Below are 20,622 nucleotides of genomic sequence, written 5' to 3' on the forward strand. Positions count from 1 at the left end.
TTGTCCCGGCGACTCGATTGCTCAGAGCGCCGGGCATGTAATTCGAATAATGATCGCGATCAGATGCGTCATGCGGCGCGTTATAGGAGCGGGAGGGGCCAACGTCCAGAGGGGCTGGGCAAGGCCGCTTCCTGCCGATTGCCCATCACACCGACAGCAAGTTTCCGCCCGTTGCCAAACCGCAGCCCGGACACCGCCGAATGCTGCCGACCTGTGCAGCGGACTCCGGCCGGTTTTGGCCGGATTCAGGCAGGTGTGTCGCGCCGCGTGAACTGAAGCCATGGCACTGGCAGTCTGTCTCTATCCGGTGCGGTCGGCTGCTGAAGTTTGTCGGCCGCGCCTGAACAACCTCGAAAGGACAAGCCATGTACCATGAGACATCTGAAGACACCCGTCGCCGGGCATCCGGGGCGCGTGGTGCGTTTGGTGACCTGCCGGGGGCGCACCGTCCTCCCGTGGATGTCACAACGTCGCGCGGCTCGGGCATGGGCCTCCTGATCGCCGCACTTGTGCTCCTCGGGTTCATCGCCCTGATCGCGCTTTTGCCAAGGGGGGAAAGCCCCGTATCGGGACCTCCCGGGCTGACGTCTGGCACGCCGCAGGCGGCCCCGACAGAGAATCCCGCCGCTTCGGTGCAAACCGAATAACCCGGCTCTGATCCGGCATACGGCCGTCTGTTGAAACGAGGCTTTGCCCGTTGCGTCGGGCAGGGCCGTTCCGGCGATCTGATGTGTGTGCTGGCGCTGGTGTTCAGTGTGTCACGTTTTCCGGGCGACCAAGCCGGACAGCGCAGTCTTGACGATCGACCGGACCGAGGGGCGTTTCCCGGGGGCAAAGGGCAGGGGGCGGCACACCTCGATCGCCGCCACGCCCACGCGTGCGGTGAGCGCGCCGTTGACGAGCCCTTCGCCAAACCGGCGCGAGAGCTTTCCGAGGATCGAGCCTCCAAGAATCGGCTCCAGCATGTCATCTCCCACCGCAACGGCGCCCGTTGCGACCAGATGCGACAGCACTGCACGAGTAAGCCGCCAGCTGCCCAATGTGCCGGACCGGCCGCCATAGATCTCGGCGATGCGTCGGATCATGCGGATGTTCGACCCAAGCGCCGCCACCACATCAGCCAGCGCCAAGGGCACAAGCGCTGTGACGGTGGCGACCTGGCGCGCGGCGGCCTCGACCTCGCGCCGGGCTGCCGCATCAAGCGGACCGAGAAGTTCGTGATCCGCCACCGCGATCAGCGCCGAGGCGTCGAACATGTCCGCCTCGCGCTCTTTCAGGCGGTCGCGGCCCCATTTGGTGTCGTCGCGCGACGCATAGAGCCCGGTCAGGTCCTTGATGACGGCACGCGCGGCGCTCAGGTCTTCGCTGGCAAGGGCGGCATCGGCGGCGTGCTGGATGCGGTCGATGCGGCCAAGTCGGGCGAAAGCGGACAGCTCCTTAACAATGATCAGCAGCACCACCAGCAGGAAAAGCCCAAAGAGCCCTGCCACCGCATACCCGAGATAGAGGTTCTGGCTGACCAGATCGGTGACGAAGTTCCACGCGGCGACAGACACCACGGTGGTGATCAGCATCAGCAGCAGCGACCAGAACCAGCGGGCGAGCCGCGACACGGGCCGCGCGGCAAGGGCGGCGACGGTGGTCATGGCCTGACCTTGTGGCGCAGGTTCCAGCAGGTCGGGAACCGGGGGTGCCTCTGCCGGGGTGGGCGCGGGCGCGTCGTCGTCGAGATCGAAAAGGACAGGGCCTTTGGCGGTGCTCATGCGTCGATCCTTTGCCAGTGATACCGGATGTCGGGCAGGCCTTCGTCATTGCCAGCGCCATCAGTGTGTTCGACAGGGGCAAAGCCGTGGCGTTCGTAAAACGCCTGCGCGCGGGTGTTGGCCTGAAAGGTCCAGAGCGTGAGCTGGTCCTTGCGGCGCATCGCGTCGGTCAGGAGCGTTGATCCGATGCCCTGCCCACGCGCGGCAGGATCGATGTAAAGCGCATGGATGTCGTCGCCGTTGCGGGCAAGGAACCCGGTGATTGTTTCGCTTTCGGAAACAGTGACCCAGCCGCGCTCGACCATCAGGCCCGCAAAACCGATGTCTTCGGCGCGGGTGTGGATGCGGGGCATCCACGGGGTTTCGTCGACCCAAGCGGACAGGATCGCACCGACGCGACCGGCATCAAGTGGGGTTGCGGGGCGGAGCCGGGTCACAGCCGGTCTCCGATCAGGAATTCGGCGGCGCGGTCCAGCCGTATATGTGGCGGGCCATCACCGGGTTTGAGGTTCAGGTGTGCAGGCGCAAAGCGCATGACCTGATAATCCTGATCCAGCCACTTTTCGGCGCCGTCCCGCGCCGGGCCAAGCAGGTGGGACGGGTCCTGCGGCAGCTCTCCGGGATAGAAGGCGGCCTGTTTGCCGCTGTCGAGCAAGGTGCCGCGCACGCAGGGCAGGTCGGTGCCGTTGTGCGCGCGCATCTCCTCGACCGTGGCGCGCAGGGACGCGATGGACATGGCGCTGGTCTTGGCCCCTGCAAATTGTGCCCGGTCGCGGGCGTCGCGGGTCAGCGCCTCCATGATCGCGGTCAGGCGGGCGTGCTGGGTGTGGTGCAAATGGTCGGCCTTGGTGGCGGCGAAGAGGATCTTCTCAACCCGTTTGCCGATCAGAAGCTGCGTCAGAAACTGGTTCTGACCGGGGCGGAACGCGCCGAGAATGTCGGCCATCGCCTGTCGCATGTCCTCGACCGCCTGCGGACCGGCATGGATCGCACCAAGCGCGTCGACCAGCACGATCTGGCGGTCGATCTTGGCGAAATGATCGCGGAAGAAGGGTTTGACGACCTGGGATTTGTAGGCCTCGAACCGCCGTTCCATCTCGCGGGCAAACGATTTGCGCGGCGGGTTTGGAGTGGCGGGCAGGGGGGCGAAGGTGAGGACAGGGCTGCCGGCCAGATCGCCGGGCAGGAGGAAACGGCCTGGGGTGCAATCGGAGAACCCCGCCTGCCGCGCGGCGGTCAGATAGGCGGTGAAACGGGCGGCAAGCGCCTGTGCGCGGGGTTCTTCGAGTGCCGCTGTGGTGTCTTCGGCTTTGGCAAGAGCGAGGTAGTCCTGCGCCAGGGCGCGGTTTTCGATCCGCTTAAGGGTTTCTTCAGACCATTGGCTGTAGGTTTTTTCCAGCAACCCAAGATCAAGCAACCACTCACCGGGATAATCCACAATGTCGAGATGTATGGTCCGGGGGCCCTGAAGCCCCGACAGAAGGCCTGAAGGGCGCACCTTGAGGGACAGGCGCAATTCGCTGATCGTGCGTGTGCTGTCGGGCCAGTGCGGGTCGCGGGCTGTCAGGGCACCCAGATGGGATTCGTAATCAAAGCGTGGCAGCGTGTCGTCGGGCTGTGGCTGCAGATAGGCTGACAGAATGCGCCCTTCGCCCTGCGCCAGCAGCCCCGGCATGCGCCCCCGGTCCATCAGGTTGGCCACCAGCGAGGTGATGAACACCGTCTTGCCCGACCGCGCGAGGCCTGTCACACCCAGCCGGATTGTCGGTTCGAAAAACGCGCCCGATACTGTGTCGGTGACATTCTCGAAGCCGCGGGTCAGCGTGTCGGCGATGGTGGAAATGACCAAGGGCGGCCTCTTTTCTTTGCGTTGGGTCCAGAGATAAAGGCGCAGGTCCCCGGTTACCAGTGCTGCGCAAGGGGGATTGTTCGGCGCAATGCGTCAGGATAAGCGGGGCGCATGCCCAGATTTGCCCTGAAAGTCGAATATGATGGCGCGCCCTTTGCCGGTTGGCAAAGGCAAGCAGAGCAGCCGTCGGTACAGGGTGCGATCGAGGCGGCGCTGGCCAGGCTGGAGCCGGGCGAGCATACGATTGCGGCGGCGGGACGGACGGATGCGGGCGTGCATGCGCGCGGGCAGGTCTGTCATTGCGATCTGCTAAAGGACTGGTCGCCGTTTCGGTTGTCCGAGGCGCTGAATTATCACCTCAAGCCCCTGCCAGTCGCCATTGTCGCTGCGGCCGAGGTCGAGGGCGATTGGCATGCGCGGTTTTCTGCGGTGGAGCGGCGTTATCTGTTTCGGCTGGTGTCGCGCCGTGCGACGCTGACACTGGAAGCCGGACAGGTCTGGCAGGTGAAGCACGATCTGGAGCTTGCGCCCATGCAGGAGGCGGCGCAGCAGCTGATCGGGCTGCATGACTTCACCACCTTCCGGTCGACCATGTGCCAAGCGGCATCGCCGGTGAAGACGCTGGATGCGCTGGACATCAGCTGCGTGGAAACCGACTGGGGCGCGGAGTTCCAGTTCCGACTGCGCGCGCGGTCCTTCCTGCACAATCAGGTGCGCAGTTTTGTCGGCACGCTGGAACGGGTCGGGGCGGGTGCATGGGCGCCGGAGGATGTGAAGACCGCTTTGGAAGCCCGGGATCGGGCGGCCTGTGGGCCAGTTTGTCCGCCGCAGGGCTTATATCTGGTGGGGGTTGGCTATCCGGACGATCCGTTCGGGGGCTGAAAGGATTTGCGCTGCGCGGGGCGCATCGCCGGGCGTCGGATTTTTGAAAAATCCGACTGGGGCGCTGCCCCAGACCCCGAAGTATTTTTGAACCAGAGAAGAATGGGACTTGTTTTGCGGGCGGTTTTGCCCGATGAGGCAGGTCATGACAAACCTGACCGCTATCCGACGAGACTTCTGATCTTGCTTTGCCGCCCCGAACTGTGGGCGATCCGTCACCTTTTGTCTGAATTCACATCCTTTCCGTTGACTTGGCCCGCGCCGCTTGGCACGGCTTGGGCTTCCTGAAATGAGGTTTCCCATGATCCCCTCTGTCCTGCCGACCTATTCCCGCGCGCCGCTTCATTTTGTGAAGGGCGAAGGCACCTGGCTGATCGAGGCGGACGGGCGACGTTTCCTTGATCTGGGCGCGGGCATCGCGGTCAACGCGCTGGGCCATGCGCATCCCGCGCTTGTCCAGGCATTGACCGAACAGGCTCAGAAGCTCTGGCATGTGTCGAACCTCTACGAGATCCCGCAGCAGCAGGCGCTGGCGGACAAGCTGGTGGCGGCCAGTTTTGCGGATACGGTGTTCTTTACCAATTCGGGAACGGAATCCTGCGAGCTCGCCGTCAAGATGGCGCGCAAGTACTGGTACGAGAAGGGCCATCCCGAGAAGACCACGATCCTGACCTTCGAAGGATCATTCCACGGTCGGTCCTCGGCGGGCATTGCTGCGGCCGGATCGGAAAAGATGACCAAGGGGTTTGCGCCGCTGCTGCCGGGTTTCAAACATGTGCCTTGGGCGGATCACGATGCGCTGCACGCTGCGATTGATGACAGTGTCGGTGCGATCCTGATCGAACCTGTGCAGGGCGAGGGGGGGATCAGGCCGCTGCCGGACCAGTGCCTCAAGGGGTTGCGGGCGCTGTGCGATGAAAAAGGCCTGTTGCTGATCCTTGACGAGGTGCAATGCGGCGTGTCCCGGACCGGGCGTCTGTTTGCGCATGAATGGGCGGGTGTGACGCCTGACATCATGATGGTCGCCAAGGGCATCGGCGGGGGGTTCCCGCTGGGCGCGGTTTTGGCCACCGAAGAGGCGGCATCCGGCATGACGGCGGGCACACATGGGTCGACCTATGGCGGCAATCCTCTGGCCTGTGCGGTGGGCTGCGCGGTCATAGACATTGTCAGCACGCCGGAATTTCTGGAGACGGTGAACGCGCGGGCCGGGTTCCTGCGGCAGAAGCTGGAAGGGCTGGTTGCGGCGCATCCCGACGTGTTCGAGGGGGTGCGCGGCATGGGCCTGATGCTTGGGCTGAAATGCAAGGTGGCCCCGATCGACATGGTCAAGGCGGGGTATGAGTGCGGGGTGATCACCGTGCCTGCGGCGGACAACGTGGTGCGCCTGCTGCCGCCGCTCAACATCAGCGAGGACGAGATTTCCGAGGCGGTGAACCGGCTGGATTTCGCAGCGGACGCGGTTCTCGAGGCGAAGGGCTGAGACATGAAGCACTTTCTCGACATTCACAAAACCGACGCGGGTGATCTGCGGGCGGTTATCGATCAAGCCATCGCGATGAAAAGCAGCCGCAACGGTCGCCCCAAGGGCGCACCGGATGACGAGCAGCCTCTGGCGGGTCGCATGGTGGCGTTGATCTTTGAAAAACCGTCGACGCGGACGCGGGTGTCCTTCGATGTCGGTGTGCGGCAGATGGGCGGTCAGACCATGGTGCTCTCGGGGTCTGACATGCAGTTGGGTCATGGTGAGACCATCGCGGATACCGCGCGGGTGTTGAGCCGCTATGTCGACCTGATCATGATCCGCACCTTTGACGAGGCGGTGCTGGAAGAGATGGCCGAGAATGCCAGCGTGCCGGTGATCAATGGTCTGACCGACCGCACCCATCCCTGCCAGATCATGGCGGATGTGATGACCTATGAGGAACATCGCGGGCCGATCAAAGGCAGGAAGGTGGTCTGGTGCGGTGATGGCAACAACGTGTGCGCGTCGTTCCTGCATGCCGCCGCGCAGTTCGGGTTCGATTTCACCTTCACCGGGCCGGTGCAGCTTGATCCCGAGATGGAATTCGTGGGGCTGGCGCGGAACGCGGGTGTCCAGGTCGCCATCGAACGAGATCCGTTCAAGGCGGTCGAGGGGGCTGATCTGGTGGTCGCGGACACATGGGTGAGCATGCACGATGCGCAATCGGCCAAGGAACGGCGGCACAACATGCTGCGGCCCTATCAGGTGAATGTAGACCTCATGCGCCACGCCAAACCCGATGCGCTGTTCATGCATTGCCTGCCGGCGCATCGCGGCGAAGAGGTGACGTCCGAAGTCATGGACGGACCGCAGTCGGTGATCTTTGACGAGGCGGAAAACCGTCTGCACGCACAGAAGGCCATCATGCGCTATTGCCTGGGGGTGTGACGATCCTTTGTCCGGGGCGCGCGCCCTGCGCGCTTCGGACCCATTATCCGACGAACAGACCGACGATCAGCCACAGATAGGCCAGCATCGCAAGCGCGAAGAGCGCCTTTTCGAGGCCTCCTGCGCCGATGGACGTGTCTAACCCGTTCCTCCGGACATGTGTGCCCACGCAAAGGGCCGACAGCGCGATAAAGCCCATGTTGAGCCAGACCGTGTAGTCGATGGCGAAAAACTCCCGATCCGTCACAGCGCGGACCTGATCTGCCGAGGGCAGAAGGCCCAGAAAAGCAAAGCCGTAATGCAGCAGCATTGCGGTTGTGACGAGGATCACCAGAAAGACGCCAAGAATATAGAACGCCATCCGCCATCCGTAATATTTCGCGTTGACCCGCAGAACGGGCAGCACGACGAGGTCGGAAAAGATGAAGGCCATGATCCCGGCAAAGGCGACACCGTTTCCGTAGAGCACCGCAGCCAAGGGAATGTTGCCCATGGAGCCGATGAAGGTGAAAAAGGCCGCGACCGGGCCGACAAGGGCCTGGGCCAGCACGTCGAGGACGGTTGGATCGTCGCCACCGATGAAGAGCCATTCGAAAAAGCGGCGAGGAACGAAGGCGGCAATGATCCCGGCGACGGTGAAGCCGACGGTCACGTCTTTCCACACCATCTGCCATTCCATGAAATAGCGCATGGCCACCTGGCCCCAGACCTTGGATGAGGTGAGCTTCTCGCGCAGGGGACGGTTCGGATCCGCCATTCCCGCGCCTGAGTCTTCCTGCGCCCGGGCTGTGTCCCGGGCGGTGTCGATAGGGGCCAGCGGCCGGGTCAGGCGGACGACCAGCCACATCAGCAGGATCAGAAGGACACCGCCGACATATTCACCGACCACGAATTGCCAGCCCAGGAAGATCGCGATGATGATCCCAAGCTCGACCACGAGATTTGTCGAGGCGAGCAGAAATGCCATGGCGGGAATGAACCCGGCCCCTTTGGCAAAGAGGGCGCGGGCGCCTGACAGGGCGGCAAAGCTGCAGGACGAACTGAGAAACCCGAAGAGGGTACCAAGCGCCACCGATTTCGGCCCGTCCTGCCCCATGGCCTGCTGCATCCTGTCCCGGGTCACGAAGACCTGGATCATGGATGAGATCAGGTAGCCAAACCCGAACGCCCAGAAGGCTGTCCAGAAGAGTCCGAGCGTGGTGATCGCGGCGCTGTGCCAAGTCTCAAAGAAAGCGGTTTGTGTCATCGTCCGATCATTTGCCTCTGGCACTGTCGTGCCGTCCGCGCGAAACGCACGGGGTATCAGGGAAATGGATTGGCAGCGGGTAAGGTTCCTTGCATGGTTCCCAACGGGGACCTGCGGCAGAGATCAGTCCGGCACGTTGTCCACGCCGGAGCCGCCCCAAGGCTGGCACCGTGCGATGCGCCGGACCGTCAGCCAGCCGCCCTTGATCCCGCCGTGTTTGCGCAGCGCTTCGAGAGCATAGGCCGAACAGGTCGGATGGTAGCGACAATTATGCCCGACCCAGGGGCTGAAGATCAGGCGATAGGCCCGGATGGGCAGGGACAGAGTCCAGGCAAGCGGGCTCATCCGGACGCGTGGATTTTGCGCAGCGCGTAGGCCAGATCGCCTTTGAGCGCCCGAAAGTCGCGGTCGATCGTGACGCCGGGACGGCCGATCAGAACATAATCCCAGCCGGGTTGCGCCCCCGGCAGAAGGGCTTCGGCCACCACAGCACGCAGACGGCGTTTGGCGCGGTTGCGGGCGACGGCGTTGCCGATCTTCTTGGAGCAGGTATAGCCGACGCGGATCGTCGGGTCGCCGTCGTCGCGGTCCCGTGCCTGTACGAGCATCCCGTCGGTGCCACGACGCAGCGCTCTGGCCGCGCGCAGGAAGTCGGCGCGGTTCCGCAATACGGTCACGGGTGGACATGACAACACCGCCGGAGGCGTGTTTCCCCTTGTGTCCAAGGAGGCCTCCGGCGGTGTCATGTCAGATTGCCTGCGATGTCGCGGGACGCTTACGCGGTCAGCGACTTGCGGCCACGTGCGCGGCGCGCGTTCAGGACTTTGCGGCCGCCCTTGGTGGCCATGCGCGCACGGAAACCGTGGCGACGCTTGCGAACGAGGTTCGAGGGCTGATAGGTGCGTTTCATCGCGTCCAACTCCGTTTCATCGGGCCGGGCCGCGCGGATTCGGCGACCGGGTGTGTTCGAAGCCCGTGCTATAGGCAGGTGACTTTGGGTTGTCAAACGCTGTGTCGCGGATTTTCGGTGATTTTCTTGGACAGGCGACCAAGACGTGGCCGCATCCTGCGCGTTCCGTGGCGGAACACAGTCGTGGTGCGGGCCAATTGCCTGACGGCCGTACCGCAAGGACAGTTGCAATCCGGCAAGGGACATCAGGATCGCATGAAGGATGTCCTTGCGTGAAACATTCGGACACGGCGGCGTGTGAACCTGACACAGACTGCAACAAAGCCCGGATGCCAGAGGCGCGTTTGTTTCAATCTTCGCCCATGACGTCGGGATTCTCACGTAAAACGGATCGCCCGATCAAGCAGGCGTGAGCCGGGTGTTGCCGCGCTGCGTCAAGGGTCATGTTTCAGCCAAGACAATCACATGAGATAGAGAGGCGGCCCTCCCCGGCCTGTATGACATGACCAACATGACAGACACCCAAGACACCCCTGCGTGGAAACGCTATGCGCCACTGATCGCCATCGGTGCCGTGGCTCTGGTCGGTGCGTTTACGCTGCGTGACTACCTGAGCTTTGAAACGCTGGCGGCGAATCGCGAAGCGCTCGAGGCGTTTCGGGACGCGAATTACCTTCTGACGGCGGGTGTGTTCATGCTGGCCTATGTTGTGATCGTCGGGTTTTCCCTGCCCGGGGCCACCATCGCGACGCTGACGGGCGGGTTTCTGTTCGGCGTGTTCCCCGGTGCGCTCTTCAACGTGCTGGCTGCCACGGTTGGCGCAACGGTGATCTTCCTTGCAGCGCGCTACGGGTTGGGCGAACGGCTGGCCGCCAAGATGGACGCAAGCGACGGTGCCGTGCGCAAGATCAAGGACGGGATCGACGAGAACCAGTGGTCGATGCTGTTCCTGATCCGATTGGTGCCGGCGGTGCCGTTCTTCGTGGCGAACCTTGTGCCCGCATTGGTCGGGGTGCCGCTGTACCGGTTCTTCGTGTCGACCTTCCTCGGCATCATTCCCGGCGGTGTTGTCTATACCTCGGTCGGCGCCGGTCTGGGCGAGGTCTTTGCACGGGGCGAGACACCGAACCTCGGCATCATCTTCGAACCGCACATCCTTTTGCCGATCCTTGGTCTCTGTGCCCTCGCGGCACTGCCGATCGTGCTGAAGGCCGTGCGCGGCAAGAAGGGGCTGTGATCATGGAGAAGATCAAGACGGATGTTCTGGTGATCGGTGCGGGCTCTGGTGGCTTGTCGGTGGCCGCAGGTGCGGTGCAGATGGGGGCAAGCGTTGTCCTTCTCGAAGCGCACAAGATGGGGGGCGACTGCCTCAACTACGGCTGTGTGCCCTCGAAGGCGCTGATCGCCTCGGCCAAGACGGCCTATGCCATGACCCATGGGGATCGCTACGGCATCGCCACTGTGACCCCTCAGGTGAATTACGCGGCCGCCAAGGATCATGTGGCTGATGTCATCAGCCAGATCGAACCCGTGGACAGCCAGGAACGGTTCGAAGGTCTGGGGGTGCGGGTGATCCGCGAATTCGGGCGCTTCGTGTCCCCGACCGAGGTCGAGGCGGGCCAGTATCGCATCACCGCGCGTCGGGTGGTCATCGCGACCGGATCATCGCCCTTCGTGCCGCCGATCCCCGGTCTCGACACCGTGCCCTACATCACCAACGAGTCCCTGTGGGAGCTGCGCGAACAGCCCGAGCATCTGCTGGTGATCGGAGGTGGCCCCATCGGGATGGAGATGGCGCAGGCGCATCTGCGGCTTGGGTCGAAAGTCACGGTGATCGAAGGCGCCAAGGCGCTGGGCAAGGATGACCCCGAGATGGCCGAAATCGTGCTGGACAGCCTGCGCGAAGAGGGTCTGGAGATTGCCGAAGGCTCGAATGCCAAAGAAGTGCGCGGCAAAGAGGGCGCGATCGAGGTCGAGACAGAAGACGGTCAGGTTTACAAAGGCACGCATATTCTTGTTGCTGTCGGCCGCAAAGCGAACACCGCAGGTCTTGATCTGGAGAAGGCGGGAATCAAGACAACGCGGACCGGCATCGAGGTGGACGCTACGATGCGCACCTCGAACAAGAAGGTTTACGCCATCGGCGATGTGGCGGGCGGTCTGCAATTCACCCATGTCGCGGGCTACCATGCCGGGGTGATCATCCGCTCCATGCTGTTCGGGCTGCCTGCCAAGGCGTCGACACGGCATATCCCTTGGGCCACTTACACGCAGCCGGAGCTGGCGCAGGTCGGTCTGACCGAGGCGCAGGCGCGCAAGGAGCATGGAACCAAGCTTGAAGTCGTGCGCTTTCACTTCAACCACAACGACCGGGCGATTGCCGAGCGCAAGACACGCGGACTGATCAAGGTGATGGTGGTCAAGGGCCGTCCGGTCGGTGCGTCGATTGCCGGAGAGCAGGCGGGTGAGTTGATCAATCTCTGGGCGCTGGTGATCGCCAACAAGATGAAGATGGGCCAGATCGCCAACATGGTCGCGCCCTATCCGACAATCGGGGAACTTAACAAACGGGCGGCGGGAGCCTATTTTTCACCCCGACTGTTTGAAAGTGACACGGTGAAGAAAGTTGTCGGATTTGTTCAGAAATGGCTGCCCTGACGTGACGGGCCCGGGGCGAAGGTCATGCTGAACTCCCTGTCCGGTCGGTTCCTGATTTTGACCACCATCTTCGTGATGCTGGCCGAGGTGATGATCTTTGTCCCCTCGATCGCCCGCTACCGCGAGGATTTCCTTCTGAACCGGCTGGAACGGGCACAGATTGCGTCGCTGGCGCTTTTGGCGGACGACATGATCGACAGCGATCTCGAGGCTGAGCTGCTGCTGAACGCGGGCGTGTTCAACGTGGTGCTGCGGCGTGACGAGTTGCGGCAGCTTGTGCTCTCGTCCCCCATGCCCAGCGAGGTGTCGCAGACCTTCGATCTCCGCGAGGCCACGGCGCTGTCCCTGATCCGGGATGCAATGGCGCGGCTGGCCACGCCCGAGACCGAGACCATCCGCGTGATCGGCAACCCGTTCCGCGACGGCGGTCTGCTGATCGAAATCACGCTCGACACCACGGAACTGCGCATGGCGATGATCGACTATGGCCTGCGCATCCTTGTCCTGTCGGCAGTAATTTCCATCGTGACAGCGGGGTTGCTGTTCCTGGCGGTGCGGGTGCTGCTGGTGAAGCCGATCAAGGGGGTGGTCGGGCATATGCAAAGCTATGCCAAGGCCCCCGAGGATGCCCGGCGGATTATCCAGCCTTCGGCTGGAGTGACGGAATTGCGCGACGCCGAAAAGGCGCTGCAATCACTGCAGACCCAACTGACACAGGCGCTTAAACAGAAAGAGCGGCTGGCCCAGCTTGGCGGAGCGGTGGCCCGTGTGAGCCACGACCTGCGCAACATCCTGACCTCGGCACAGCTGTTCACCGACCGGATTGAGATGAGCGAGGACCCGGCGGTCAAGCGTATGGCGCCGAAACTGGTCAATTCGATCACCCGCGCGGTGTCGCTTTGCGAAAGCACGCTTGCATTTGGACGCGCCGAGGAGCCTGCGCCGACTCTGACACTGATCAATCTCGCGCAGCTCGTGTCCGACGTGCTCGACAGCGAACGCTTGGCCATTGGCGAATTCGATCTGAGCCTCAGCGAGGATGTTCCCGGCAACCTCATGGTCCGGGCCGATCCCGAGCAGATGTACCGCGTGCTCTCGAACCTCGTGCGCAACGCGCGTCAGGCCATCATCGGCACCGGCAAACCGGGCGAGATCAACGTGGCGGCCAAGATCTGCGATGACGCCTGGTGCATTGACGTCACCGACACCGGGCCGGGTCTGCCGCCAAAAGCGGTGGAGCACCTGTTCCAGCCCTTCCAGGGCGGGGCGCGCAAGGGCGGATCCGGGCTTGGACTGGCCATCGCCGAGGAACTGGTTCGGGGCCATGGCGGGACCCTGACATTGGTCAGAACCGACGCAACCGGCACGGCCTTCCGCATCCGCCTGCCGATGGGCGGGCTCGCCTGAGCGGTCCTGCGCAAGGTATAAAAATTTCTTGGAATTTGCGCTTGCATCACCCCGGCACTGGGTCTATTTCCACGCCTCACGGACCGATAGCTCAGCTGGATAGAGTACTTGACTACGAATCAAGGGGTCGGGGGTTCGAATCCTCCTCGGTCCGCCACTTCCCCCTTGATCCAGCCGAACACCCTGCCTGATCGTCACAGGACATCCCACAGGCGCTTGGCCGTTGCGTCAAAAGGCGCGGGATTGGCATAGGCTGCGATCGTCAGGTCTTCGACCCAAGCCTCATCCCCGATCTGCACAAGGCTGCCTTCGGCCAGTTCTGCGTGAATCGCCGTTTCCGGCATCCAGGCAAAACCGCTGCCCGCCATCAGACGTCGTTTGATGGCCTCCACGAGTCCGTCGACATAGATCGTCTGCGGATGGAAGGGTTTGCGCCCGATGGCATGTTCGACGACCATTCCCAGAAAGCTGGATTGCTCATAGGCGAGGTAGGGGATCGGATTTTGGCGGGTGTTGTCCAGCGACCACCCATGGGCCTTTGCAGGTGCAACCGCAGCCACGGGAAGCATCCGATCCGTCAGCAGATCCTTCCGTTCGAATGCGGATTCGTCAATCGTGGGCGACACCGCGCGATGGGCGTAGCACAGCATGATGTCCACCGCCCCTTCGACCAGCAATTCGCAGCAGGTGCTGAGTGAATCGGAGATCACCCGTGTCCGGATGTCGGGCATGCTGTGCTGCAGGGTCTCGATCCGATTGGCCAGAAAATGCACCGAGATCGTGTGCAGCACCGAAAAACGGATGAACCGGTGCTCGCCCCGATCCGCATCGCGCAGGGTCTGGCGTGCCTCTGACAGCTGCGTCAAAGCCCCCGCGGCAATCGGGAGGAACTGTCTGCCGGCATCGGTCAGCTGTACCGGGTAGGTCGCCCGATTCACCAAGGGCATGCCAACCCAACTTTCCAAAGCCTTAATTCTTCGGCTGAACGCGGACTGAGTGATGTTTCTTTCATCAGCAGCGCGTGTGAAGTTCTGCGTCCGCGCCAGGCATTCGAAATCGCGCAACCAGTTGAGATCCATGCCATGCCTCTGAAAACAGGACGTTTTCGAGGATGATACAGAAAACTATGCAAATGAGGAATAGTTTGATGAAATGTTTGAATTGGAGTGGCCGGAAAAACTGTTCCTACGCTTTGACATGGGCCTGAGTCCCTGCCTGGCCGCCCCGTCTTTCCGGTTGCGGACATGGCGCAAGGGATTGGTGCCAGCGTGTGGCCTTGACGCTGCGCGCACCAAGAACAGTCGAGCGGGCGAAAATGCCCAGCCATCAACAGAGGAGACTACCATGATCAAGAACATCAAGAGCCTGGGTCTGGCCGCCGTGATCGGCGCGTTGGCGGGGCCGGCCCTCGCTTCGGAAGAGGTCAAGATCGGCGTGCCGTCCTGGACCGGTGCGCAGGCCATCGCGCATGTGCTGGGCCATGTCGTGGAAACACGCATCGGCGGCACCGTGGAATACGTGCCGGGCAACAACGCCACGATTTTCCAGGCGATGGATCAGGGCAAGGGCGATATCGACGTGCACCCTGACGTGTGGCTGCCGAACCAGGAAAGCTTCACCAAGCAATATGTCGACGACGCGGGCACCGTCACCCTGTCCTCCAATCCGTACAAGGGCAATCAGGGCTTCTGCGTCTCCAAGCAGTTCGGCGAAGCCAACAACATCACCGACATTGCCGATCTGGGCCGGCCGGATGTTGCGGCGCTGATGGACAGCGATGGCAACGGCAAAGGCGAACTCTGGATCGGTGCGCCGGGCTGGGCCTCGGCCAACGTGAACGAGGTCAAGGTCCGCGATTACGGTCTGCTGGACTTCATCGAACCGATCCGTGCCGAAGAAGCGGTCAAGACGGCGCGGATCAAGGACAGCATCGCCAAGGGCGAAGGATACGCCTTCTACTGCTACGAACCGCACGCGGTCTGGTACATGTTCGATGTGATGATGCTCACCGAGCCGACCTATGACCCCGAGAAGTACATCATGGTGCAGCCGTCGGATGATCCCGATTGGTACAACAAATCCATGGTCGCCTCGAAAGACGCGCTGAAGGACGTGCAGATCGCATGGTCGAATTCGCTGGTCGATCGCTCCCCGGCGATTGCCGAGTTTTTCCAGAACTTCGGTCTTGAAGCGTCGGATGTGAGCGCGCTGGCCTTCGAAATCAGCGCCAATGGCCGCGATCCGGCAGAGGTGGCGGCCGAATGGGTCGACGCCAATTCCGACCGCGTCGACGCATGGCTGGGTCTCTGATCCCCACCTGCTGACGACAGGCCATCGGGCAGGGTCCCGGTGGCCACCCAATGAATACCGATGACGAGGCGTGGCCTGATGGATGACGAAACCGTCATAGAAATTTCTGATGTCTGGAAGATTTTCGGGGCCCGTCCCGAAGCGGCCTTGCGGGCAATCCGCGAAGAGGGTCTGACCAAGGCCGAAGTGCTGGCACGGCACAACGCCGTCGTGGGTGTTGCGGATGTGAGCCTGTCGGTCAAACGCGGCGAGATCTTCTGCATCATGGGCCTGTCGGGCAGCGGGAAGTCCACGCTCGTGCGCCACTTCAACCGGCTTTTGGAGCCGACCGCCGGCAAGATCGAGATCGAAGGCACCGACGTGATGGCGCTCGGCCCGAAGGAGTTGCAGACCTTCCGCAACCGCAAGATCGGCATGGTGTTCCAGAACTTTGCGCTGATGCCGCATCGGTCGGTGCTGGACAATGTCGCGATGCCCTTGGAGATCCGTCAGGTCGCCAAAAACGAACGTATGCGTCAGGCGGCGGCCATTCTGGACATCGTGGAACTGGGCGCGTGGGGGTCCAAATTCGCCCACGAGCTTTCCGGCGGGATGCAGCAACGGGTCGGGCTGGCGCGCGCGCTTGCGGCGAACCCGGATGTCCTGCTGATGGACGAGCCGTTCTCGGCGCTTGATCCGCTGATCCGGCGACAGTTGCAGGATGAATTCATCCGGCTGAGCAAGATCCTCAAGAAGACAACAGTCTTCATCACCCACGATCTGGACGAAGCAGTGCGCATTGGCGACCGCATCGCGATCATGCGTGATGGCAAGCTGGTGCAGGTCGGAACCGCCGAAGACATCGTGATGCATCCCGCCGACGATTACGTGGCTGATTTCGTCGCGGGCATTTCGCGCCTCAAGGTGGTGCATGCCCATGCGGTCATGCAACCCATCGACGCGCATATCGCGGCCCACGGCCCGATAAACGCGGATGCGCCACGGGTGGGCGCGCAGGAAACGCTCAGCACACTGATCAACCTTGCCATCGACACTGAAAGCGCGGTTCTCGTGCAGGAGAACGGACAGGATGTCGGCGTCATCACCCGCAAGGATCTGCTGCGCACCGTGATCGAGGGAACGGAAGTGTCATGAACAAGAAAGACATCAATCCCCTGGAAGATACCCAAAGCGACGCCGCTCTGGCCTATGCCGAAGAGCGCCGCGAGAATATCCGCACCTTCGTGCGCACCAGCCCGGACTACTACATCCAGAACTTCGACAGGATCGGCGCGTCGTCGCGGTTCACGCCGACCTTCAATCTCATGGCGGGGCTCTTTGGTCCGATCTGGTTCGGTGCACGGGGGCTCTGGTCCTGGGCGCTGCCGTTCCTCATCCTCGAAGCCTTGGCCTTCGTACAGATTGCAAGGGGACTGTTCGGAGACCTCGCCGCCGATGCCATGGCACGGATCGCGTCTATCGAAGGCACGCTGGAGTTGCGCCGTCAGCAATTGGCGGCCGCCATCGAAAACAACTCCGACCGGGTGGACGCCTTCCGGCGCACTGTTGACTCGCTGGAGGCCAATATCGACGGCATCCGTGAGGAGGCGGCGGCCCTTGCGGCCCAAGGCCCTTGGATTGTCCTGACCGGAGTGATCATCCTGATCCTCGCCAAGCTGGCGCAGGCCACCGTCGCCAATTGGGCGCTTGAGGCGCGTTTCTCTGATTGGCTGTCTGACAGGTCCATTCGGTCCGGCCTGCCGGTCGAGCAGATCGTCTTCAGCGCGGTCTTCATGATCCTGATCGTGTCCACCGCCATGGTGCATTACAGCTTTCCGGGGCGCTTCTCGTTGCTGAGCGCGTTTCCGACCGATCCCGACATTCGGCTGACCAGCATCGCATGGGTTGAGGAGTTCATCGCCTTCTGCGTCCGCAACAGCGAAACCTTCTTCGAATGGCTCACTTTCGGCATCCGGTCGCTGCTCGATGCGCTTGAGGTGATTTTGGTTCAGACCCCGTGGATCGTGATCGCGAGCCTTATCGTGCTGCTCACCTGGCTGACCGCAGGCATCCGCACGGCGATCTACTCGGGCGCGTTCCTTGCCTATATGGGCCTGCTGGGCTTCTGGGAGGCGGCGATGACAACGCTTGCCCTGCTGGGCACGGCGGCCTGTCTGTCGATTGCCATAGGCATCCCCTTGGGTATGTTCGCCGCGCGGCGCCCTCGATTCTATGCCTTCATCCAGCCGATCATGGATTTCATGCAAACCATGCCCGCCTTCGTGTTCATGGTTCCGGTCATCGCCTTCTTCGGCGTCGGCAAACCGGCGGCCGTGGTTGTGACCATGATTTTCGGGGGCACGCCCGTGGTGCGCCTGACCGTGCTTGGCCTGCGCGGCGTGCCGGAAAGCGTGCGCGAGGCGGCGATCAGTTTCGGCGCGAACAAGTGGTATCTGCTGACCAAGGTGGACCTGCCGCTGGCCAGCCCGTCCATCCGCGCCGGGATCAACCAGACGATCATGCTGTCGCTGGCGATGGTGGTGGTCGCATCCCTCATTGGCGCCAAAGGGCTGGGCGAGGATGTGCTCGAAGCGTTGCAATATGCGAATGTGGGGCAGGGTATCCTCGCCGGGTTCTCGATCCTCTTCTGCGCGATGATCCTCGATCGCATCGTTCAGGGGGCGCGCAAATGACGCCTTTGGTCATGGTGCACGGCTTCATGGGCGGCAGCCGCCAATGGGCCGAACAGACCAAGGCGCTCGCCGCTTGTCTTGACGTCGTGACCGTCGATCTTCCGGGCTATGGCGACAATGCCGATCTGCGCGCCCCCGACACGATCACCGCCTTTGCCACATGGGTGCTGGATCACCTGCGCGCGCAGGGAGTCGACCGGTTCCACCTTCTGGGACACTCCATGGGCGGAATGATCGCGCAGGAAATGGTCGCGCTTGCACCGGATCGCGTGGACCGGCTGGTTCTCTACGGCACTGGAGCGACGGGTGTCCTGCCCGGGCGGTTCGAACCGATCCACATCTCGAAAACCCGGGCCCAGACCGATGGCCCGCGCAGGACGGCGCGCCGCATCGCCGCCACATGGTTCCTCGACCGTGAAGCGGCGGCGGGTTTCGAAGCCTGCGCCGCCATTGCGGAACGCAGCAGCCTGCAATCCATCGAAGCGGGTCTGAACGCCATGGAGGGATGGAACGGAGAGCCGCATCTTGCCGCGATCACGCATCCGACCCTCGTAATCTGGGGCGACCACGACCGCACCTATCCGTGGCACCAGACCGAGCAGCTCTGGACCGCCATCGACAACACCAGCCTCGCCGTGATCCCGAATTGCGCCCATGCCGCACATCTGGAAAAGCCGGGCATCTTCAACCGTATCCTGCAGGACTTCTTCGAGGAGACCTGCGCGGCTACCACACGGACGGCCGCCTTGGAAGGCTCGGCTCCCGTGACCTGACAGCCCGGTCAGGCCGCGTTGCGGGGTTTGGCGAAACTCGGGGATTGCACGACCCCGGCATCGAAGAGCTTTGCGATCTCGGTGCCCGTGCAGCCCGCAACATCGGCAAGGATCTCTTCGGTATGTTGCCCAAGGGTCGGCGCAGGCCTCGCCGGGCTGCGGTGCAGCGCGCCAAACGCCGCCGGATGTCCGGGAACGCGATATGTGCCGATCCCCGGTTGCAGCAATTCCGAGAACATCGGGTTGTCAGTGCTCAGATCGAGGTCCTGTTCAACCGCCTCGCGAACGGTGCGGAACTCGGACCATGTCAGCCCGGCAGCGTTGAACGCCGCTTCAAACTCGGGCACGCGGCGTTGGGCGAACCACGGTGTCAGGATCGCAGTGATCTCGTCGCGGAAGCGCCAGCGGTTGCCTTCGTCGGCCAGGGACACGCCCAGGCGCTGCTCCAACGCGGCCATCGCCTCAACCGTGCCTGTCGCCTTGCAGAGGCCACGCCATTGACGGTCGGTCAGGCCGATCACCATCACACGGCGGCCATCGGCGCAGACGAAATCCTGACCATAGGCACCATAAAGCGCATTGCCGGATTTGCCCCGGTCCCCGGTGTTCAGGGTCACGTCGCCGATCATGCCCAGATGGCCCAGCGTGGCCGCCGCCACGTCCTTGAGCGCGATCTCGACCTCTTGCCCGCCATGCCCGCGCAGTCGATGCCGTTCTGCCGCCAAAAGCGCCGAGACACACATATTGCCCGCGATCAGATCCCAAGCAGGCAGCGCATGGGCGACGGGTTCGTCACTTTCCACGGGGCCGGTCATGTGCGGAATGCCAAGGGCCGGGTTCACGGTGTAATCCACCTGTGGCCGTCCATGCCGATCCCCGGTCAAGGTGACCATGACCAGATCGCGGCGCTGCTGGCTGAGGGTTTCGTAATCCATCCAGCCGCGGACTCGCAGGTTGGTCAGAAACAGCCCCGCATCGTCGCCCGGCGCGGTGATGATCCGGGTGATCAACTCGCGTCCTTCGGGGGATTTCATGTCGACGGCAATGGATTTCTTGCCCTTGTTCATGCCTGCCCAAAAGAGGCTTTCGCCATTGGGGGCCAGCGGCCAGCGACCGGCATCCAACCCGCCCCCCAGACGGTCAAATCGGATCACCTCCGCCCCCATCTGCGCCAGCGTCATTCCCGCCAGAGGCACCGCGACAAAGGCCGACCCTTCGACGACCCGCATTCCCTTGAGCACGCTCATTGGGCGTCCGCCCAGATGGCCGTGGCCTGCATGCACTGATGCCCATCCTGCCCGGTCCAGAGGCTCAGAACCGCGTCTTCTGCTTCCATCGCGATTTCGCAGGGATTGCCTGCAAACATCGGATGAACACCGCGGAAGTCGAAATACTTGGGCGTTCTGCCGCGCTCACGGACCGCGGCACGCATCAGCAGCGTCGCTTGCAAAGGCCCGTGCACCACGAGTCCGGGGTATTTCTCGACCTCCTGAGTATAGGGCAGGTCGTAATGAATGCGGTGGGCGTTGAACGTCACCGCCGAATAGCGGAACAGCAGCGCCTCGGTTGTATCAATCTCTTCGACCGGGGCTGTGGGCAGCGGCTTTTTCTTGGGCGGCGTATAGGTGTCGGGAATTTCCAGGAGCTATGCCCAAAAGTTGGTGACGGCCATCATTAGGCGGCGTTTTGAAGTTGCTTGATGCCGTCTTTGAAGACAACCCCTTGAATGACCTCGGGCA

At 62.8% G+C, this 20,622-nt stretch carries 21 protein-coding genes and 1 tRNA gene; 12 read left to right on the forward strand and 10 right to left on the reverse strand.

Annotation, left to right across the window (positions count from 1 at the left end):
• Window positions 1-365 precede the first annotated feature (365 nt).
• Complete coding sequence (locus tag MRY75_RS01235; RefSeq protein ID WP_292305323.1) at window positions 366-647, forward strand: hypothetical protein; 282 nt, start codon at window positions 366-368, stop codon at window positions 645-647.
• Between the two features lie 111 nt (window positions 648-758).
• Here the strand turns inward: MRY75_RS01235 and MRY75_RS01240 are convergent, their stop codons facing one another.
• Genes MRY75_RS01240 through MRY75_RS01250 form a run of 3 tightly spaced genes read right to left on the reverse strand, consistent with a single transcriptional unit; the run spans window position 759 to window position 3,612 of the window.
• A complete protein-coding gene (locus MRY75_RS01240) occupies window positions 759-1,763 on the reverse strand; it encodes a YcjF family protein (protein ID WP_292305324.1) in 1,005 nt (334 codons plus the stop codon).
• A complete protein-coding gene (locus tag MRY75_RS01245; RefSeq protein WP_292305325.1) occupies window positions 1,760-2,200 on the reverse strand; it encodes a GNAT family N-acetyltransferase in 441 nt (146 codons plus the stop codon). The genes MRY75_RS01240 and MRY75_RS01245 overlap by 4 nt, the downstream gene beginning before the upstream one ends.
• The gene (locus MRY75_RS01250; protein ID WP_292305326.1) at window positions 2,197-3,612 is read right to left on the reverse strand and encodes a YcjX family protein; all 1,416 of its coding nucleotides are present in this window, start codon (window positions 3,610-3,612) and stop codon (window positions 2,197-2,199) included. The genes MRY75_RS01245 and MRY75_RS01250 overlap by 4 nt, the downstream gene beginning before the upstream one ends.
• A 111-nt stretch (window positions 3,613-3,723) precedes the next feature.
• Here MRY75_RS01250 and truA point away from each other — a divergent pair, with 111 nt between their 5' ends.
• From truA to argF, 3 genes are all read left to right on the forward strand, one after another.
• Window positions 3,724-4,494 (forward strand): tRNA pseudouridine(38-40) synthase TruA, encoded by a 771-nt coding sequence (truA, locus tag MRY75_RS01255; RefSeq protein WP_292305327.1) that lies wholly within the window; start codon window positions 3,724-3,726, stop codon window positions 4,492-4,494.
• A 301-nt stretch (window positions 4,495-4,795) separates the two neighbouring features.
• The gene (locus MRY75_RS01260) at window positions 4,796-5,977 is read left to right on the forward strand and encodes an aspartate aminotransferase family protein (protein ID WP_292305328.1); all 1,182 of its coding nucleotides are present in this window, start codon (window positions 4,796-4,798) and stop codon (window positions 5,975-5,977) included.
• A gap of 3 nt (window positions 5,978-5,980) precedes the next feature.
• The gene (gene argF, locus MRY75_RS01265; RefSeq protein ID WP_292305329.1) at window positions 5,981-6,907 is read left to right on the forward strand and encodes an ornithine carbamoyltransferase; all 927 of its coding nucleotides are present in this window, start codon (window positions 5,981-5,983) and stop codon (window positions 6,905-6,907) included.
• A 43-nt stretch (window positions 6,908-6,950) separates the two neighbouring features.
• On the opposite strand, the gene MRY75_RS01270 is transcribed toward argF, so the two are convergent.
• From MRY75_RS01270 to rpmH, 4 genes are all read right to left on the reverse strand, one after another.
• Window positions 6,951-8,153, reverse strand: a complete 1,203-nt coding sequence (locus MRY75_RS01270; RefSeq protein ID WP_292305330.1) for a permease — start codon at window positions 8,151-8,153, stop codon at window positions 6,951-6,953.
• Between the two features lie 123 nt (window positions 8,154-8,276).
• Entirely contained in the window at window positions 8,277-8,498 is a 222-nt protein-coding gene (gene yidD / locus MRY75_RS01275; RefSeq protein ID WP_292305331.1) for a membrane protein insertion efficiency factor YidD, read from the reverse strand.
• Complete coding sequence (gene rnpA / locus MRY75_RS01280; RefSeq protein ID WP_292305332.1) at window positions 8,495-8,899, reverse strand: ribonuclease P protein component; 405 nt, start codon at window positions 8,897-8,899, stop codon at window positions 8,495-8,497. The genes yidD and rnpA overlap by 4 nt, the downstream gene beginning before the upstream one ends.
• 29 nt (window positions 8,900-8,928) lie before the next feature.
• Window positions 8,929-9,063 (reverse strand): 50S ribosomal protein L34, encoded by a 135-nt coding sequence (gene rpmH / locus MRY75_RS01285; protein ID WP_292305333.1) that lies wholly within the window; start codon window positions 9,061-9,063, stop codon window positions 8,929-8,931.
• A gap of 511 nt (window positions 9,064-9,574) precedes the next feature.
• Between rpmH and MRY75_RS01290 the strand changes: the two genes are divergently transcribed.
• The 4 genes from MRY75_RS01290 (at window position 9,575) to MRY75_RS01305 (ending at window position 13,285) form a co-directional block, all read left to right on the forward strand.
• Window positions 9,575-10,300, forward strand: a complete 726-nt coding sequence (locus MRY75_RS01290; RefSeq protein WP_292305334.1) for a TVP38/TMEM64 family protein — start codon at window positions 9,575-9,577, stop codon at window positions 10,298-10,300.
• A gap of 2 nt (window positions 10,301-10,302) precedes the next feature.
• Window positions 10,303-11,721 carry an FAD-dependent oxidoreductase gene (locus tag MRY75_RS01295; protein WP_292305335.1) on the forward strand — a complete coding sequence of 473 codons (1,419 nt, stop codon included), beginning with the start codon at window positions 10,303-10,305 and terminating at the stop codon, window positions 11,719-11,721.
• Between the two features lie 24 nt (window positions 11,722-11,745).
• Window positions 11,746-13,128: a HAMP domain-containing sensor histidine kinase gene (locus MRY75_RS01300; RefSeq protein WP_292305336.1), complete on the forward strand. Its 1,383-nt coding sequence runs from the start codon at window positions 11,746-11,748 to the stop codon at window positions 13,126-13,128.
• A gap of 80 nt (window positions 13,129-13,208) precedes the next feature.
• Window positions 13,209-13,285: transfer RNA gene (locus MRY75_RS01305), tRNA-Arg, on the forward strand.
• Between the two features lie 37 nt (window positions 13,286-13,322).
• On the opposite strand, the gene MRY75_RS01310 is transcribed toward MRY75_RS01305, so the two are convergent.
• Window positions 13,323-14,207, reverse strand: coding sequence for a LysR family transcriptional regulator (locus MRY75_RS01310; protein ID WP_292305337.1), 885 nt, complete (start codon window positions 14,205-14,207; stop codon window positions 13,323-13,325).
• Window positions 14,208-14,472: 265 nt separating this feature from the next.
• On the opposite strand from MRY75_RS01310, the gene MRY75_RS01315 reads away from it, so the two are divergent.
• From MRY75_RS01315 to MRY75_RS01330, 4 genes are all read left to right on the forward strand, one after another.
• A complete protein-coding gene (locus tag MRY75_RS01315; RefSeq protein ID WP_292305338.1) occupies window positions 14,473-15,438 on the forward strand; it encodes a glycine betaine ABC transporter substrate-binding protein in 966 nt (321 codons plus the stop codon).
• 78 nt (window positions 15,439-15,516) lie between these two features.
• Window positions 15,517-16,572: a glycine betaine/L-proline ABC transporter ATP-binding protein gene (locus tag MRY75_RS01320; RefSeq protein WP_292305339.1), complete on the forward strand. Its 1,056-nt coding sequence runs from the start codon at window positions 15,517-15,519 to the stop codon at window positions 16,570-16,572.
• Window positions 16,569-18,110 (forward strand): ABC transporter permease subunit, encoded by a 1,542-nt coding sequence (locus MRY75_RS01325; protein ID WP_292305340.1) that lies wholly within the window; start codon window positions 16,569-16,571, stop codon window positions 18,108-18,110. Before MRY75_RS01320 ends, MRY75_RS01325 begins: the two co-directional genes overlap by 4 nt.
• Window positions 18,107-18,883 carry an alpha/beta hydrolase gene (locus MRY75_RS01330; RefSeq protein ID WP_292305341.1) on the forward strand — a complete coding sequence of 259 codons (777 nt, stop codon included), beginning with the start codon at window positions 18,107-18,109 and terminating at the stop codon, window positions 18,881-18,883. The genes MRY75_RS01325 and MRY75_RS01330 overlap by 4 nt, the downstream gene beginning before the upstream one ends.
• 8 nt (window positions 18,884-18,891) lie before the next feature.
• Here MRY75_RS01330 and MRY75_RS01335 read toward each other — a convergent pair whose 3' ends face one another.
• Window positions 18,892-20,130, reverse strand: a complete 1,239-nt coding sequence (locus MRY75_RS01335) for a CoA transferase (RefSeq protein WP_292305342.1) — start codon at window positions 20,128-20,130, stop codon at window positions 18,892-18,894.
• The gene (locus tag MRY75_RS01340) at window positions 20,127-20,420 is read right to left on the reverse strand and encodes a hypothetical protein (protein ID WP_292305343.1); all 294 of its coding nucleotides are present in this window, start codon (window positions 20,418-20,420) and stop codon (window positions 20,127-20,129) included. Before MRY75_RS01340 ends, MRY75_RS01335 begins: the two co-directional genes overlap by 4 nt.
• Between the last annotated feature and the right edge of the window lie 202 nt (window positions 20,421-20,622).

Origin of the sequence: Marivita sp., from assembly GCF_022763305.1 — a bacterium.
Lineage (GTDB): Bacteria > Pseudomonadota > Alphaproteobacteria > Rhodobacterales > Rhodobacteraceae > Marivita.